Source organism: Arthrobacter sp. D1-29, from assembly GCF_054130585.1.
On the sequence record NZ_CP096383.1, the window covers coordinates 2,811,990 to 2,827,604 of the forward strand.

The following is a 15,615-nucleotide window of genomic DNA, read 5'->3' on the forward strand; positions in this document are numbered from 1 at the left end:
GGGCTTCTTTGTTGAGGTCGGACAAGCGGATTGGAGTCCTGCGCTGGCATGATGGACTGCAGGCCTAGACATATTTAGACGTTTCGAACAAAGGAAGTACCTGTGGGACTGCTGGACAACAAGACAGCCATCGTGACCGGATCCTCGCGCGGAATCGGCGCCGAAGTGGCCAAAAACCTCGCTGCCGAGGGTGCCGCCGTCGTTGTTAATTACCGTCAGAAGGCGCCCCGCGCCAACAAGGTTGTGGCCGGCATCGAGGCGGCCGGCGGCCGCGCCGTGGCGGTGGGCGCCGATCTCACCACCCAGGAAGGCGTGCAGGCGCTGGCCAGCGCCGCCATGGAAAACTTCGGGTCACTCGATGTCCTGGTGCTCAATGCATCCGGCGGCATGGAGTCGGGTATGGAAGACGACTACGCGCTAAAGCTCAACCGCGACGCACAGGTCAACATGCTCAACGCCGCAGTGCCCCTGATGAAGGAAGGCTCCCGCGTGGTCTTCGTGACCAGCCACCAGGCCCACTTCATCAACTCCGTCCCCACCATGCCGGAATACGAGCCTGTCGCCCGCAGCAAGCGCGCCGGTGAAGATGCGCTCCGTGAGCTTCTGCCGAACCTGGCTGAAAAGGGCATCTCCCTGGTGGTGGTGTCAGGCGACATGATCGAGGGCACAGTGACCGCCACGCTCCTGGACCGTTCCAACCCGGGCGCCATCGAGGCTCGTCGGGCGGAGGCAGGCAAGCTCTACTCAGTGGAAGAGTTTGCTGAAGTGGTGGCAGGCATGGCCACGGCCGACGTCGAATCCGGACACACTGAATACGCCGGCGGCGCCGACTACTTCGGCAAGAGCGTCAAGTAAGGCAAGGTCTCCGCGAGCAGTCCATCGAAAAGGCAGTTAACGGCAGTGTCCCCCGGGAACATTGCCGTTAACTGCCTTTTCGTTTCGAAGCGTCAAACCCCGGCGATGTGGCGGACAGCGTCAAGGTAGGGCATGTTGATGGCCGAATCGGCGACGGCTCGGACTGCGGGCTTGGCGTTGAAGGCAACGCCTATTCCTGCAGCACCCAGCATGTCCAGGTCGTTGGCGCCATCGCCCACGGCGATGGTGTGTTCCATTGGGATGCCTTCGGCCGCGGCCCATTCGCGCAGGTACTTTTCCTTGGCGGCCCGGTCTATGACCGCCCCGAGCACCTTGCCGGTCAAGGCGCCGTCAACGATTTCGAGCTCATTGGCCATCCAGTAGTCCAGCCCCAGTTCATCGGCGATCGGCTCCAGGATCTGGTTGAAGCCGCCGGAAACGACGGCGACCACGTGGCCGGCGGCCTTGAAGGCAGCCACCAGTTCGGCAGCACCCTCGCTCAGCTTCACTTCCCGGCGGACGGCTCCGACGACGTCCGCGGGGAGGCCTGCGAGTACGGCAACCCTGGCGTGGAGGCTCTGTGCGAAATCGAGTTCACCGCGCATGGCGGCTTCTGTCACCGCGGCGACTTCCTCCCGCTTGCCCGCGTAGGCGGCAAGGAGTTCAATCACTTCCTGCTGGATCAGCGTTGAGTCAACATCCATGATCAGCAGCTTGCGGGGAGCCTTCCGAAGCCCCGACGGCACAATCGCCGTGTCCATGGCTTTGTCCGGTCCATCCTCTGAGGCTCCCGCCACGGCCCGCCGCAGGGCAGCGATGCCGGCGGCCGTAGCCTCCGGAAGGCCAAGTTCCGCGGTGTGAACCTCATAACGGCTGTCCGCGGCACGGGATTCGTCTTGAACGGATGCACCGTTTTCGATCAGGAGGGAACGCAGCTGTTCCAGCTCCCCGGAGGTCAGTTTGAGGCCATAGCTGACCGCAGTCACGTTCGAAGTCATGGCTGCAATCTTAGCCAGCGGGGGAGTCCTGCCCGAATTCATTGCGCCTTTAGCGCCTGCCCCGGACTTCCCCTGCAACCGCCGGGTATCAGTTATCAGTCCGCCCGCGTTTTGTCCTAGTGTCTACTCCTATGAGTGAAGTTCTTGAATTGGCCGCCGTCAGCGTTGTCCGTGGAGCCAAAACGCTTCTGAACAAGGTGGACTGGCAGGTCAAGGAGGGCGAGCGTTGGGTCATCCTTGGCCCCAACGGCGCCGGCAAGACCACGCTCCTTCAGATCGCTGCCGCGCGGCTTCATCCCACCAGCGGCATGGCCGGCATCCTGGAGGAAATCCTGGGTGCTGTGGACGTGTTTGAGCTCCGTCCCCGCATTGGCCTCTCCTCCGCCGCACTGGCCAACCAGATCCCCGAGCACGAAAAAGTCCTTAACGTTGTGGTGACAGCCGCCTATGGCGTGACCGGCCGCTGGCGTGAGGGGTATGAGCGCGACGACGAACGCCGGGCCTTCACCCTCCTGAACGAGTGGGGCATGGGACCGCTGCTCAACCGGCCCTTCGCCTCCCTGTCCGAAGGCGAGCGCAAGCGTGTGCAGATCGCCCGTGCCCTGATGACAGATCCGGAACTTCTGCTCCTCGACGAGCCGGCCGCCGGCCTGGACCTTGGTGGGCGCGAGGACCTGGTGCACCGCCTCAGTGAGCTGGCCCAGGACGAGTCGGCGCCGGCCATCGTCCTGGTCACCCACCACCTTGAGGAGGTCCCGCCCGGATTCACCCATGCCATGCTGCTCCGCGACGCGAATGTTGTGGCCGCCGGACCCATCGCCGACGTGCTGACCGCCGCCCACCTGAGCCAGACTTTCGGGCTCGACCTGGACGTCACCGTCACCGGAGGCCGCTACACCGCCACCGCCCGCCGCTAAACCGGCGGCGGCAACCTCAGGTGGACCTTCTCAGCAGTACCTTTGTGACCTTCGCCGGCCTCTGGGCAGGCACCATCAACGCCGTCGTAGGGTCCGGCACCCTGGTGACCTTCCCGGTGCTGATCGCCCTCGGCGTCACCCCCGTTGTGGCATCCATGAGCAACGCCATGGGCCTCGTGGCGGGCACCGCAGCCGGCGCGTGGGGCTACCGCCGTGAACTCACGGGGCGCGGCAGGCAACTGCTCAGGCTCCTGCCGGCCTCGTTGCTGGGCGGCATCTCCGGAGCCTGGCTGCTTCTCCACCTCCCGGAGAGGGTCTTCCACTTCGTGGCCCCTGTGCTGCTGGTCCTGGCCCTGCTCATGGTCCTGTTCCAGCCGCGGCTGCAGTCCTGGGTGCTCAACCGCGAGGTGAATCCTGAGCATGCCATCCGGGACAAGCGCCATGGGATCCTCCTGGTGGTGCTGGTCTACCTCGCCGGCGTGTATGGCGGCTATTTCGTCGCGGCCCAGGGAATCCTGCTGGTTGGCATCCTGGGGATATTCCTGACCGGAACCATCCAGAACGCCAACGCCATGAAGAACATCCTGGTTCTGGGTGTGAACTTCGTCGCGGCCGTCTCCTACCTGCTGTTCGCCTTTGACCGGATCAACTGGCTGGTGGTGCTCCTGATCGCCGTCAGCTCCACGGTGGGGGGACTCCTGGGCTCGAGGGTCGGCAGGCGTCTGTCGCCCGCCGTGCTGCGGGGCATTATCTTCGCGCTCGGCCTGATGGCGCTGGGCTTTATGATCGCCAATCTGCTGAAATAATCAATCGGTGACAATCCACTACCTAGAGTCCGCCGGGGATCCCCGTATCTCGGACTACACGCAGCTGACGGATGTGCACCTGCGAAAACTCCGCGAGCCCGCCGAGGGCATGTACATAGCGGAGTCCTCCCGCGTGCTGCGCCGGGCGCTGGCGGCAGGCCACACGCCGCGCTCCTTTTTCCTCGCGGAGAAGTGGCTTGATGACCTGCAGGACATCCTCGGTGCTTATCCGGACGTCCCGGCCTTCATCGGCAGTGCGGCACTGCTGGAGGAAATCACCGGCTTCCACCTCCACCGCGGCGCCATGGCGGCGATGCAACGGCCGGCGCCCGTCCCGCTGGCGGAACTGCTCGCAGGCGCGCGGCGGGTGGCCGTCCTGGAGGACATTGTGGACCACACCAACGTGGGCGCCATCTTCCGGTCCGCCGCGGCCCTGGACATTGATGCGGTGCTTATTTCGCCGCGGTGCGGGGATCCGCTCTACCGCCGGAGTGTTCGGGTCAGCATGGGCACCGTCTTCCAGGTGCCGTGGGCACGGCTGGATAGCTGGCCACATGATCTAAACGTTCTCCGGGACGCCGGCTTCACGGTGGCCGCCCTGGAATTAACCCCCGACGCCGTGGACGTGGACGAACTCGCCGCGCGCAATCCAGCCCGGCTCGCCCTGGTGCTGGGCACCGAAGGCGCGGGCATGAGCGCGGAGACTCTCGCCGCCGTCGACCTCGCCGTCAAGATACCCATGCGGGCAGGAGTCGACTCACTCAACGTCGCCGCGGCCTCCGCCGTGGCGTTTTGGGAGCTACGGCCCCGGCAGTAGAGAGGCCAAGCGGTTCGCGGAGACCCCCACGATCCGCTATTATTGGTAGCTGGCCGCAATGCTTTATCTGCGTCGCGGAAAGCGGCCATCCCATTCATACCTGGCAACTGGCAAAATCCAGTTGTGCGAACAAAGGTCCCATTATGAAGTCTGATATCCACCCGAAGTACGAAGCTGTTGTTTTCAACGACCTGGCTTCCGGCGTCAAGTTCCTGACCAAGTCCACCGTGTCTTCCAAGAAGACCATCGAGTGGGAAGACGGCAACACCTACCCGGTCATCGACGTCGAAATCTCCTCCGAGTCCCACCCGTTCTACACGGGTAAGCAGCGCATCATGGACTCTGCAGGCCGCGTCGAGCGCTTCAACGCTCGCTTCAAGGGCTTCGGCGGCAAGAAGTAATTCACTTCCCGCAAGGTTCTTAGGAAGCCCGTACCGGCAACGGTGCGGGCTTCCTGCGTTCCAGGTTCTGCGTACTCGATCTCCGTATTCGATCTGCGTACTCGAACTGCGTACTCGATCTGCGTACATTTACTGCGTTGCGCGTTTGTCTGCGGCAGGATGGAAGTCATGACGCAGCCTATGCCCAGCCCGGTTCCCGCCTCTCCCGGAACGGCGGCCAACCACCACGGCGAGTACAAGGTGCCCGGCGGCAAGCTGGTGGTGGTGGATCTCGACGTCGTTGACGGTTTCCTGGCCAACGTCTCCCTCAGCGGCGATTTCTTCCTGGAGCCCGACGACGCCCTGCCGGCCATGAACCGGGCCCTGGCCGGGCTCCCGGAAACGACGACGGCGGCAGAGCTGTCCGCCGCCGTGTCTGCGTCGCTGCCGCCCGGCGCAGTCCTGTTCGGCTTCTCAGCGGATGCTGTGGCGGTCACTGTCCGCCGCGCCCTGGCAAAGGCAACGTCCTGGTCCGACCACCACTGGAACGTCATCGCTCCCTCCGTGCTGCCCACGCACATCAACGTCGCGTTGGACGAAGTACTGACCGAAGAGGTGGGCGCCGGCCGGCGCAACCCCACCCTGCGGTTCTGGGACTGGGCTGAACCGTCTGTGGTGATCGGCAGCTTCCAGTCGGTCCGCAATGAGATAGACCCCGACGGCGTTGCCCGGCACGGCATCACAGTGGTCCGCCGGATCAGCGGCGGGGGAGCGATGTTCATGGAAGCCGGCAACTGCATTACGTACTCCCTGTACCTTCCACAGACGCTGGTGGACGGCATCAGCTTCGCGGACTCCTACGCGTTCCTGGATGCCTGGGTGATGGCCGCCCTGGAGAAGCTCGGGATCAGCGCCTTCTACGTTCCGCTGAACGATATCGCCACGGACCAGGGGAAGATCGGCGGTGCAGCCCAGAAGCGCCTCGCCAACGGCGGCATGCTTCACCACGTGACCATGAGCTATGACATCGACGCCGACAAAATGGTGGAAGTGCTGCGCATCGGCAAGGAAAAGCTCTCGGACAAGGGAACGCGCAGCGCCAAAAAACGCGTCGATCCGCTCCGCCGGCAAACCGGGCTGGCCCGCACGGAGATCATCTCGGCCATGATGGAGGTGTTTACCGAAAGGTACGGTGCCACCCCTTCTGAGCTCACCGAGGCGGAACTTACGGCTGCCACGGAGCGCGTGGCGTCAAAGTTCGGCACCGGGGAATGGCTGAACCGAGTCCCCTAATCCCGCTGCCAACCTGCCAACTGCGCGATGACCTGTGGCCTCGGTGCGCAGGGACTGCCCCCGCGCACTGAGCCCCGGCTTCACTGCGCAGCGGGGTACGGCAAAGGCTCAGGTGAATTGACGACGGCGGCCTGCGCCGAGAGGGCCCGGAGCAGGTGGCTGCGCTGCTCGATGACGATCCGCCGGAGGGCAGGCGGAGCGTCCGCATTCCCGTCCAGCCAAGCGTCAGTGCGGATCACCACCGGATGCTGGTCGGGGCGGCTCCCGTCCAGCGGCATGTCCTGGGCCAGGGGAAACAGTCCCCGGACGATCCGGCTGGCGATCTCGATGCTCCGTCCGTCCCAGACGCTGCGGAGGCATTCGAAATAGGGCTCCACGTAAGGCGTGAGGAGCGCAACAGGAGCCGTTGTAAAGCCTGCGATGGTGGCACTGAGGAGCTGGTTGGACAGTTCCGTGCCGTGCACGGCGGCGTTCCAGGCGGACTTCTTCACCTCGGGATCGGTGCGGGCGGCGAGCGCGGTCGCGTGGCCGGCACGGCCTGAGGCTGTGGTGTCCCGGGCCAGTTCCTCGTCAAGCCCGGCCTGTGTTGCCTGTCCGTTGGCCGCCAGGGCGTGCCAGATGTTCCACCGCAGCTCTGCATCCACTGCAAGGCCCTCCACCACAACCGTTCCCTCCAGGAGGCCGGTGAGCGTGGGAAGGAAGGCTGCGTCATGCCGGCTGACGGCCGCGAGGGTGCGGGCCCACGCAAGCTGGTGGTCCGAACCCGGTGCCGCAATCTCCAGCCGGGTCTTGACTGCCGTGAGGAAGGCTGACCGGACGGCGTCCCTTCCCTGCACGGGAACATAGCGTTCGACGGCGGTCGAGGCGTTATTGAGGATGTTCAGCAGGACGCCGATCCCCGTTTCGGAGGGCCCGAAGGCCTGGACCGCCTCAATGTACCGGGACGCCGGGCTTTCACCGTCGCGCGCCGAGTTCCACAGCGCTGTCCAGCAGAGTGCGCGCGCCATCGGATCGCTGAGGCGGTCAAGCGACTCCAGCACCGTGGCCTCAGACAACGGATCCAGCCGTACCTTGGCATAGCTGAGGTCATCGTCGTTGACCAGCAGGAGGGCGGGTTGCGGCCGGCCCGCGAGTTCCGGAAGCTCCGTCCGCGCGCCGGCAACATCCGTTTCCACGCTGTCCATCCGGACCAGGGCGCCGTCCGGGGCGAAGTCGTAGAATCCCAGCCGGAGCCGGTGCGGGCGGAGTTCCTGGCGTCCGCTGACGGGGTCCTCAGCGTCCTGGACGATGGCCACCGTGCCGAGGACGCCGTCGTGCGCCCCCGTCTCCACGGACAGGGTGGAGATGCCTGAGGTCTGCAGCCACTGCGCTGCCCAGCCGGCCAGGTCACGGCCGGAGGAGGCGCTGAGCGCCCCGAGCAGGTCCGCGAGCGTGGTGTTGCCGTATGCGTGGTCGTGGAAGTACTGCCGGGAGCCGGCGATGAAGGCTTCAAAGCCGACGTAGGCCACCAATTGCTTGAGCACCGAGGCGCCCTTGGCGTAGGTGATGCCGTCAAAGTTCTGCTTGGCCGCCTCCAGGTCCGGGATGTCGGCCACGATGGGATGCGTCGTGGGCAGCTGGTCCTGGACGTAGGCCCACGCCTTGCGCTTGTTCGCAAAGTCCACCCAGGCGGTGTCCCAGCCGGTGGCCCGGTCCACGCCAAGGGTCCCCATGTAGTCCGCGAAGGATTCCTTGAGCCACAGATCGTCCCACCATTCCATGGTGACTAGGTCACCGAACCACATGTGGGCCATTTCGTGCATCAGGGTGTTGGCCCGCGCCTGGTACTGCGAGTCGGTGGCACGTGAGGTGAAAACGTAGCTTTCGGTGAACGTCACCAGCCCAGGGTTCTCCATGGCGCCAAGGTTGTACTCCGGGACAAAGGCCTGATCGTATTTGCCCCAGGGATAGGGGTAGTCGAAGAGCCGGTTGAAGAACTCCAGCCCGTTCTTTGTCAGCCTGAACAGTTCGGGAGCATCAAAGGACTCCGCCATGGACGCCCGGCAGTAAAGAGCCAGGGGAACATCCAGTTGGCTGCCGTCATCCAGCGTTGCCTGCCACCTGTCCTCCGCTTTGAAGTACGGACCGGCAAGGATCGAAGTGATGTAGGTGGACATTGGTTTGGTTGGTGCGAAATCCCAGCGGCTGGTGGCGGGATCACTGGTCAGCTGGGTTCGGGCCGTCTCAGCACCGTTGGAGGTGACCTCCCACCCGAAAGGCGCCATCACGTGGAACGTGAATTCGGCCTTGAGGTCGGGCTGCTCAAAGTTGGCAAACACGCGGCGGGCGTCGGCCGGTTCGTACTGCGTGTACAGGTAGCACTGGCCGTCGGCCGGATCCACAAAGCGGTGCATGCCTTCGCCTGAGCGGCTGTAGAGGGCGGTGCCGGTCACTGTCACCTGGTTCTCTGCCTGCAGGTTCTCCAGCCGGATCCGGGATCCGTCCAGCACTTCGGTTACAGGCAACCCCTTGCCGTTGAGGAAAACGCTGTGCACGTCGCTCCCTATGAAGTCCAGGAAGGTAGTCCCGCCTGGCTCGGCTGCAGAGAAGTTGATGACACTGCGGCTTGGGTACCCTGCCACGTCAGGGTTCTCCACCTGCCGCACGTCAAGGGAAATGTCGTAGCTGTGGGTTCTGATCAGGGCTGAACGTTCGGCGGCTTCGGCGCGCTGCAGATTCTCGTGTGGCACTCCGCTATCTAATCACGTGGGCAGTGCTGACGAACCCGGCCCTAGCCTGTCATCAGCAGCGCAGCCCCGAGGCCCAGCAGCGCGATCAGGAGCCAGGCAGCAAGCGCGGCGAGCAACGCCCGTCCACCGGTGTGCAGCAGCGTTCGGATCCGCACCGCAGAGCCAAGCCCGAACAGCGCCGCGCCCAGGAGGATGTCCTGAAGTCCCGCACCTGCCTCGAGCCAGCCGGGGGTCAGCCAACCGCTGGAGCGAAGCGCCACCATGGCCACGAAGCCCACCACGAAGAGGGGCACTACAGGCGGCAGGGCGAGTTCCGGTGACACCGGCCCTGCAGGAGCACTCCCGGACCGATTCTGCGCGTCGACACTGCGGCGCATCCTCCCCGTGCTCACCCTCTGCTGCAGTCCGGCGACGGCCACCACGGGCGCCAGCAGCAGCACCCTGGTGAGTTTGACCACGACGGCGATGCCAAGGGCCGCTGTTCCGGCCGTTTGCGCTGTGGCCACCACCTGGCCGACGTCGTGCACGGAGGCGCCCGTCCAGGCGCCGAACGCGAGGGGAGTCAGGGCCAGCGGGTGCACCAGCAGCGGCAGCACCCCGATGGCGAGTGTTCCGCAGAGCGTCACCAGCGCCACCGGAAGGACGGTGTCCACATGCCGGATCCGCCGCACGGCGGCCATGGCTCCGATCGCCGATGCTCCGCAGATTGAAAAGCCCGTGGCAACCAGCAACGAAGTGTCCCCCGGCAGCCGGAAGAGGCGGGCTATGAGGTAGGTACCCCAGAAACTCACCAGCACCACGCCGGCGATCAGGACCAGGGCCAACCAGCCCAGGCCCAGGATGTCCATGATGCTGACCTTGAGCCCCAGCAGGACGATCCCGCCGCGCATGAAGTGTTTTCCGGCGAAGTCAAGGCCCGGCCTGGCCCGGCCGGCGATCCAGACAGCGGTGCCGGGCAGGTTGGCGGCGAGGAGGCCCAGGACAACTGCCAGGGTCATGGCGGGCAGGACAGGGACCAGGGCATGCACAGAGAACACGGCTGCCAGGGAAACGGCAGCCGTCAGCAGGCCCGGCAGGAGACGGTCTGCACGGGCGTGCGGCAGTCCGGGCTGTCTGATGCCCGGCCCCTTTCCGGACTCCCGCCGGCTTCTGTTCATTGCCACTCACCTACTTTGCCGGAAAGGACACGGATTCCACGAACCCGCGATGCCGTCCCAACACGCCACAATGGATCGCAGTAATGCTTTCGAAACAAAAAGATGGTTGGCTAAAGGAATGTCAGACCTATTCCAGGATTACTCCGAGGCCGCCGGGAGAACCGGCGCCTACGACGAGATGTTCACCCCCGGCCAGGAACCCCGTGACTCCTACGGCCAGGTGGCGGATGCCCTGCAGAAGCTGTCCCTCGCCGATGTCAGCGCACGGGCCGATTCCATGGCCCGGACGTTCCTGGACCGCGGTGTGACATTCGACTTCGCGGGGGAGGAGCGGCCGTTCCCGCTGGACATCGTTCCCCGCGTCATCCCCGCTGACGAATGGGACGTGCTGGAACGTGGCGTGGCCCAGCGGGTCCGGGCCCTCGAAGCCTTCCTTGATGACGTTTACGACAAGATGAACGTGGTGGCCGACGGCGTGATTCCCCGCCAGCTGGTGACCACCAGCGCCCACTTCCACCGTCAGGTGCAGGGTTTTGAGCCGGCCGGCGGGGTCCGGGTTCACATTTCGGGAATCGACGTCGTCCGCGATGCCGCGGGCACGTTCCGTGTCCTCGAGGACAACGTCCGCGTCCCCTCCGGCGTGAGCTACGTCCTGGAAAACCGCCGTGCCATGGCCAAGGGCCTGCCGGAGGCATTCGGGCAGCAACTCATCCGGCCCGTGGAGGAGTACCCCCGCCGGCTGCTGTCGGCCCTGCGAAAGACCGCCCCGTCCGGCGTCGACGATCCTACCGTCGTGGTCCTCACTCCCGGAGTCTTCAACAGCGCCTACTTTGAGCACACCCTCCTGGCCGGGCTGATGGGCGTGGAGCTGGTGGAGGGGCGCGACCTCATCTGCCGCGGCAACCGCGTCTATATGCGCACCACCGCCGGTGAACAGCGCGTGGACGTGATCTACAAGCGCATCGACGACGAATTCCTGGACCCGCTGCAGTTCCGGTCCGATTCCATGCTTGGCTGCCCCGGGCTGGTCAATGCCGCCCGCGCGGGCGGCGTGACCATCGCCAACGCCGTGGGTAACGGAGTGGCCGACGACAAGCTTGTGTACAGCTACGTCCCGGACCTGATCCGCTACTACCTGAATGAGGAACCTGTCATCGCGAACGTTGACACGTTCCGGCTGGAGGAAAAGGAAGCCCGCGAGTACGTCCTGGACAACCTCGCGGAACTTGTTGTTAAGCCGGTGGACGGGTCCGGCGGCAAGGGCCTGGTGATCGGGCCTGACGCGTCACGGGACGAACTCGATGCCCTCCGCAAGCGGGTCATCGCCGATCCCCGCGGCTGGATCGCGCAACCGGTGCTGCAGCTGTCTACCGTGCCTACGCTGAGCGGAGACAAGTTTGGTCCCCGCCACGTGGATCTTCGCCCCTTCGCCGTCAACGACGGCGACAACGTCTGGGTCCTGCCCGGCGGACTCACCCGGGTTGCCCTGAAAGAGGGCTCGCTGATCGTCAATTCCAGCCAGGGCGGCGGATCCAAGGACACCTGGGTCCTGGCCGGTTCGCCCCAGGTTCCCGTCGAAACCATTCCGCGGCCATCCATCACCATCCGCGAGCGTGTTTCCGTCTGGCCCGTGGAGAGCAATTGGCGCGACCGCCAGTCGGAGCAGCAGCAGTGACCCGGAAGCGCGAAGCCGCACCGTTGTCCAGAGGTCCCTTTCCAGAAATCACCGAAGTGCCGGACGCGCAGGAGGTAGCCGCGAATGCTTAGCCGAATTGCTGAGTCCCTTTTTTGGATCGGACGCTATGTTGAGCGGGCGGACGGTACGGCCCGGATCCTGGATGTGCACCTCGAACGCCTGAACCACCTCCCCATGGATGAACGCCGCAGCGTCGCGCAGGAACTCCTGGCCGTGATGGGCGCCCGGCCGGACAGCGCAGACTTCGGCCTGCCGGAACTGCTCCATGCCCTGGCGTATGACAAGACAAGCGCCACGTCCATCGCGGGTTCCCTGGGCGCTGCGCGTGAGAATGCCCGCCGCGCCCGCGAAACAGTCTCGTCCGGCCTGTGGGAGAGCCTCAACACCACCTACTACGGGCTGAGCCAGCACCGCAAGGACGTGGTGGGTACTTACCGTTTCTGCAACTGGACCCTGGAACGGACCGCCATGGTCAGCGGACTGGCAGACACCACCGTGAGCCATGATGAAAGCTGGCTCTTCCTGGTGCTTGGCCGTTCCCTGGAGCGGGCAGACATGACGGCACGCATGCTCTCCACCCGGGACGTGCTGTCCGCCGGAATGTCATGGGTCAACATGCTGCGCTGCGCCGGAGCCTACGAATCGTTCCTGCGGACCCGCCGCGCCGCGTTCGGCGACCAGCACGCCGCCGAGTTCCTGCTGCTGGACCGCCTGTTTCCGCGTTCCATCGTCTATGCGCTGCGGGACGCCGACGAATGCCTGGCCAAACTGGACCCATCGGCCCAGCGCGTGGGCTTCATCAACGACGCCCGCCGCATCGTGGGCCAGGCCAGGACCTTCCTGGAATTCCACCGGACGGATGACCTGATGTCCGAACTGCCCGAGCACATGGAACGCGTGCAGAAGGCCGTTTCGCAGGCCTCGGACGCCATATCCCGTAAGTACTTCAATCAGGCGGACGAACTGGCCTGGGTGGGAGAAGTTTCATGACCCGGCTCAACATCATCCACAAGACCGCGTACAAGTACAACAAGCGGGTCACCCTGTCCTACAACGAGGCCCGGGTGACACCCCTGACGGACCCCCAGCAGGTGGTCCTCGAATCGGTGCTCAAGGTCTCGCCGTCGCAGGCCGCCGTGAGCAGCTACCGGGACTACTGGGGCACTCGGGTCACAGCCTTTGACATGCAGATGCCGCATGACCACCTGGAGGTGGTCTCCAACAGTACTGTTGAGGTGCACCGGGCCGAAAGGATTCCGTCCGACGCCGACATTGCCGGCTGGGATGTGCTGTCCTCCGCGGAGACGCTGAACACGTACAGTGACTGGCTCCCGCAGTCTCAGCTGAGCGGCCCCGGCGCTGAGGTGTTGGGGATCATTCCGGCAGTGGCCGCCGGCAGGAACGCGCATGAGGCTGCCCTTGCCATCTTTGAATGGATGCGCGGCGAAATGACCTACGTGTCAGGCTCCACCGCCGTCACCACCAATGCTGAAGAGGCGTGGGGGCAGCGGCAGGGAGTTTGCCAGGACCTCGCCCACCTTGCCATCGGAGCCTTGCGCAGCTGCGGCATACCGGCACGTTACGTTTCCGGTTACCTGCATCCGCGGTCGACGGCGGACATTGGCGAAACGGTTGCCGGCCAGTCACATGCGTGGCTTGAGTGGTGGGACGGCCAATGGCGCAGCTGGGACCCCACCAACCACAAGCCGGCCGGCGATTACCATGTCACCGTGGCCAAGGGCCGGGATTACCGCGACGTACCGCCCTTGAAGGGCATTCTGTCCGGCGGCGGGGGATCGGCGCTGAGCGTCAGCGTGGAGATCACCCGGCTCGCCTAGGACCCGTCCGGGAGCTGCCAGGCCGGCTGCGGAGGGGAACAGGTTAGCGGAGCAGAGTGCTGCACCGGTCCGGCTTACTCCGGGGCCGTCCTGACGGCGCCGCTGAGTTGTGTCCACCAGGTCATGGGTGCGGTGACCTTGAACCGCCGTCCCGTGATCGAGTCCGGGTTTATCCGGATGAAGGCGTCCTTCCTTCCAGCCTGCCATGGGAACAGGTAGAGGGCAGCTGTATCCAGGATGTCCTCTGTGCCCGTGATGACCTCGGCCGGCCCCTTGACCACAACGCTCCAGGCCAGCCCGCTCACGGCATCCACTCCATCGGCTTCCAGTGCCACCTGGGCGCCGCCGGACGCACCGGCCAGCTTGGTTCCTTCGCCGGTGCGGAACACGAGTGTGCCGCCGTCGACCGTGTAGTTAATGGGAAAGATGTCCGGCTGGCCGTTCACCAGGAGGGCCAGCCGTCCGACCGAGACTGTCCGCAACAGGTCCCAGCACTCGCGGTGGTCCAAAGTGTGCACGTCTGACGTTGGCTCGCTGCTCATGCCGTGAGCCTACGCCAGAGTGCCAAGGCAGGACAGTAGGGGCAGGACAGTAGGGGCAGACCCCTATTCCTCTTGTCAGGCGCAGGGCCGGATTCCCGCTACCAGGGACTGGGCTTATAGTCCTTCAGGAAGACGCCGTACTGGTCCTCGCCCTTTTCGCCCATCACGATGGGATCGTAGACGCGGGCGGCTCCGTCAACGAGGTCCAGCGGGGCGTGGAAGCCTTCCTCCATCAGCCGGACCTTGGTGACGTGGGGGCGCTCGTCCGTGATCCAGCCCGTGTCCACCGCGGTCATCAGGATCCCGTCGGATTCCAGCATTTCCTGCGCGCTGGTCCGGGTCATCATGTTCAGCGCGGCTTTGGCCATGTTGGTGTGCGGATGCCCGGGCCCCTTGTAGGCGCGCGAGAACTGGCCTTCCATGGCGGAGACGTTGACGATGTACTTCCGGTGCGCGGTGGAGCGCTTCATGGCCGGGCGCAGCCGGCTGACCAGTAGGAACGGCGCCGTTACGTTGCAGAGCTGCACTTCGAGCATTTCCAGGGGGTCTACCTCGTTCACCACCTGGGTCCAGCTGTTGATGGCGCCAAGGTCCGGGACGAGTCCACCGGCGTCGATGGCGGTTCCGGACGCGATCCGCTCCAGTGATGCGGAGCCGGTGGACAAAGCCAGGGACGTGATGGCGTCTCCGGCCAGTACCGGGTGCTCTGTGACGCTGCTGGCCAGCGCGAGGGGGTGCTTGTCATGGGCGTGCCCAAACGTCACCAGTTCCGGTCCGCCGTTGCCAGGCTCCAGGGCTGCCGGAAGCGGCTCGTCCTCTGCGTCCACCAGCGGCTTGTAGGCGTTGCCGGAGCGCCGTACGGTCTGGGCAGCGTTGTTGATGATGATGTCCAGGGGGCCGGCGGCGTCGATCGAATCGGTCAGGGCCATGACCTGGGAGGGGTCGCGGAGGTCGATGCCTACGATCCGGAGCCGGTGCAGCCATTCGGCGCTGTCTTCCATGGCGGCGAACCGGCGGGCCGCGTCTTTGGGGAAACGGGTGGTGATGGTGGTGTACGCACCGTCCCGCAGCAGGCGCAGGGCGATGTACATGCCGATTTTTGCCCGTCCGCCGGTCAGCAGGGCGCGGCGGCCCGTGAGGTCGGTGCGGGCGTCACGCTTGGTGTGGCTGAACGCCGCGCAATCGGGGCAGAGCTGGTGGTAGAACGCATCCACCTGGGTGTAGTGCTGTTTGCAGATGTAGCACGGGCGTGAACGGATGAGGTGCCCGGCGACCTTGCCGGTGGCAGACGTCTCCAGCTTGTTTCCGCGGGTTTCGTCGTCGATTCGGTCCGGAGCCGCGGTTGCAGTCTGAGCCAGCACCGCCCGGTCGGCTTCGGAAATCAGGTCGCGCTTGGTCACCCGGCGGTGCCGCTTGACGGCCTTGAACATCTTCCCGGTGGCACGGCGCACGGACACGAAGTCCGGATGTTCCTCGTCGTAGACGTGAATGCTGTTCAAGACCTTGAGGCAGGCCTGGATTTCCTCAGGCGTTAAATCGGGGGAGCTCATTGTACCGATTTTACAGCCTGAAGAAGGCCAGCCCGGC

14 protein-coding genes are annotated in these 15,615 nt (G+C 65.1%); 9 read left to right on the plus strand and 5 right to left on the minus strand.

Annotated features, from left to right (window positions below; genetic code table 11):
- Positions 1 to 102 precede the first annotated feature (102 nt).
- Positions 103 to 855, plus strand: coding sequence for an SDR family oxidoreductase (locus M1E17_RS12630; protein ID WP_457962387.1), 753 nt, complete (start codon positions 103 to 105; stop codon positions 853 to 855).
- Between the two features lie 92 nt (positions 856 to 947).
- Here M1E17_RS12630 and serB read toward each other — a convergent pair whose 3' ends face one another.
- A complete protein-coding gene (serB, locus tag M1E17_RS12635) occupies positions 948 to 1,853 on the minus strand; it encodes a phosphoserine phosphatase SerB (protein WP_457962388.1) in 906 nt (301 codons plus the stop codon).
- A 131-nt stretch (positions 1,854 to 1,984) separates the two neighbouring features.
- Here serB and M1E17_RS12640 point away from each other — a divergent pair, with 131 nt between their 5' ends.
- The 5 genes from M1E17_RS12640 (at position 1,985) to M1E17_RS12660 (ending at position 6,066) form a co-directional block, all read left to right on the plus strand.
- Positions 1,985 to 2,770, plus strand: a complete 786-nt coding sequence (locus M1E17_RS12640) for an ABC transporter ATP-binding protein (RefSeq protein WP_267275133.1) — start codon at positions 1,985 to 1,987, stop codon at positions 2,768 to 2,770.
- A 20-nt stretch (positions 2,771 to 2,790) separates the two neighbouring features.
- Positions 2,791 to 3,576 carry a sulfite exporter TauE/SafE family protein gene (locus M1E17_RS12645; protein ID WP_457962389.1) on the plus strand — a complete coding sequence of 262 codons (786 nt, stop codon included), beginning with the start codon at positions 2,791 to 2,793 and terminating at the stop codon, positions 3,574 to 3,576.
- A gap of 7 nt (positions 3,577 to 3,583) precedes the next feature.
- Positions 3,584 to 4,393 carry a TrmH family RNA methyltransferase gene (locus M1E17_RS12650; protein WP_457962390.1) on the plus strand — a complete coding sequence of 270 codons (810 nt, stop codon included), beginning with the start codon at positions 3,584 to 3,586 and terminating at the stop codon, positions 4,391 to 4,393.
- A gap of 143 nt (positions 4,394 to 4,536) precedes the next feature.
- Complete coding sequence (locus tag M1E17_RS12655) at positions 4,537 to 4,794, plus strand: type B 50S ribosomal protein L31 (protein ID WP_028267311.1); 258 nt, start codon at positions 4,537 to 4,539, stop codon at positions 4,792 to 4,794.
- Between the two features lie 168 nt (positions 4,795 to 4,962).
- The gene (locus M1E17_RS12660) at positions 4,963 to 6,066 is read left to right on the plus strand and encodes a lipoate--protein ligase family protein (protein ID WP_457962391.1); all 1,104 of its coding nucleotides are present in this window, start codon (positions 4,963 to 4,965) and stop codon (positions 6,064 to 6,066) included.
- Positions 6,067 to 6,146: 80 nt separating this feature from the next.
- On the opposite strand, the gene pepN is transcribed toward M1E17_RS12660, so the two are convergent.
- Entirely contained in the window at positions 6,147 to 8,795 is a 2,649-nt protein-coding gene (pepN, locus tag M1E17_RS12665) for an aminopeptidase N (protein ID WP_457962392.1), read from the minus strand.
- Between the two features lie 41 nt (positions 8,796 to 8,836).
- Positions 8,837 to 9,952 (minus strand): YeiH family protein, encoded by a 1,116-nt coding sequence (locus M1E17_RS12670; RefSeq protein ID WP_457967739.1) that lies wholly within the window; start codon positions 9,950 to 9,952, stop codon positions 8,837 to 8,839.
- 118 nt (positions 9,953 to 10,070) lie between these two features.
- Here M1E17_RS12670 and M1E17_RS12675 point away from each other — a divergent pair, with 118 nt between their 5' ends.
- The 3 genes from M1E17_RS12675 (at position 10,071) to M1E17_RS12685 (ending at position 13,486) form a co-directional block, all read left to right on the plus strand.
- Positions 10,071 to 11,627, plus strand: coding sequence for a circularly permuted type 2 ATP-grasp protein (locus M1E17_RS12675; RefSeq protein ID WP_457962393.1), 1,557 nt, complete (start codon positions 10,071 to 10,073; stop codon positions 11,625 to 11,627).
- An 84-nt stretch (positions 11,628 to 11,711) separates the two neighbouring features.
- A complete protein-coding gene (locus M1E17_RS12680; RefSeq protein ID WP_267275143.1) occupies positions 11,712 to 12,638 on the plus strand; it encodes an alpha-E domain-containing protein in 927 nt (308 codons plus the stop codon).
- Positions 12,635 to 13,486, plus strand: coding sequence for a transglutaminase family protein (locus M1E17_RS12685; protein WP_457962394.1), 852 nt, complete (start codon positions 12,635 to 12,637; stop codon positions 13,484 to 13,486). Before M1E17_RS12680 ends, M1E17_RS12685 begins: the two co-directional genes overlap by 4 nt.
- Before the next feature lie 74 nt (positions 13,487 to 13,560).
- Here M1E17_RS12685 and M1E17_RS12690 read toward each other — a convergent pair whose 3' ends face one another.
- On the minus strand, positions 13,561 to 14,028 hold the full coding sequence (locus M1E17_RS12690) for a pyridoxamine 5'-phosphate oxidase family protein (protein ID WP_457962395.1): 468 nt from the start codon (positions 14,026 to 14,028) through the stop codon (positions 13,561 to 13,563).
- A gap of 98 nt (positions 14,029 to 14,126) precedes the next feature.
- Positions 14,127 to 15,578: an SDR family NAD(P)-dependent oxidoreductase gene (locus tag M1E17_RS12695; protein WP_457962396.1), complete on the minus strand. Its 1,452-nt coding sequence runs from the start codon at positions 15,576 to 15,578 to the stop codon at positions 14,127 to 14,129.
- Between the last annotated feature and the right edge of the window lie 37 nt (positions 15,579 to 15,615).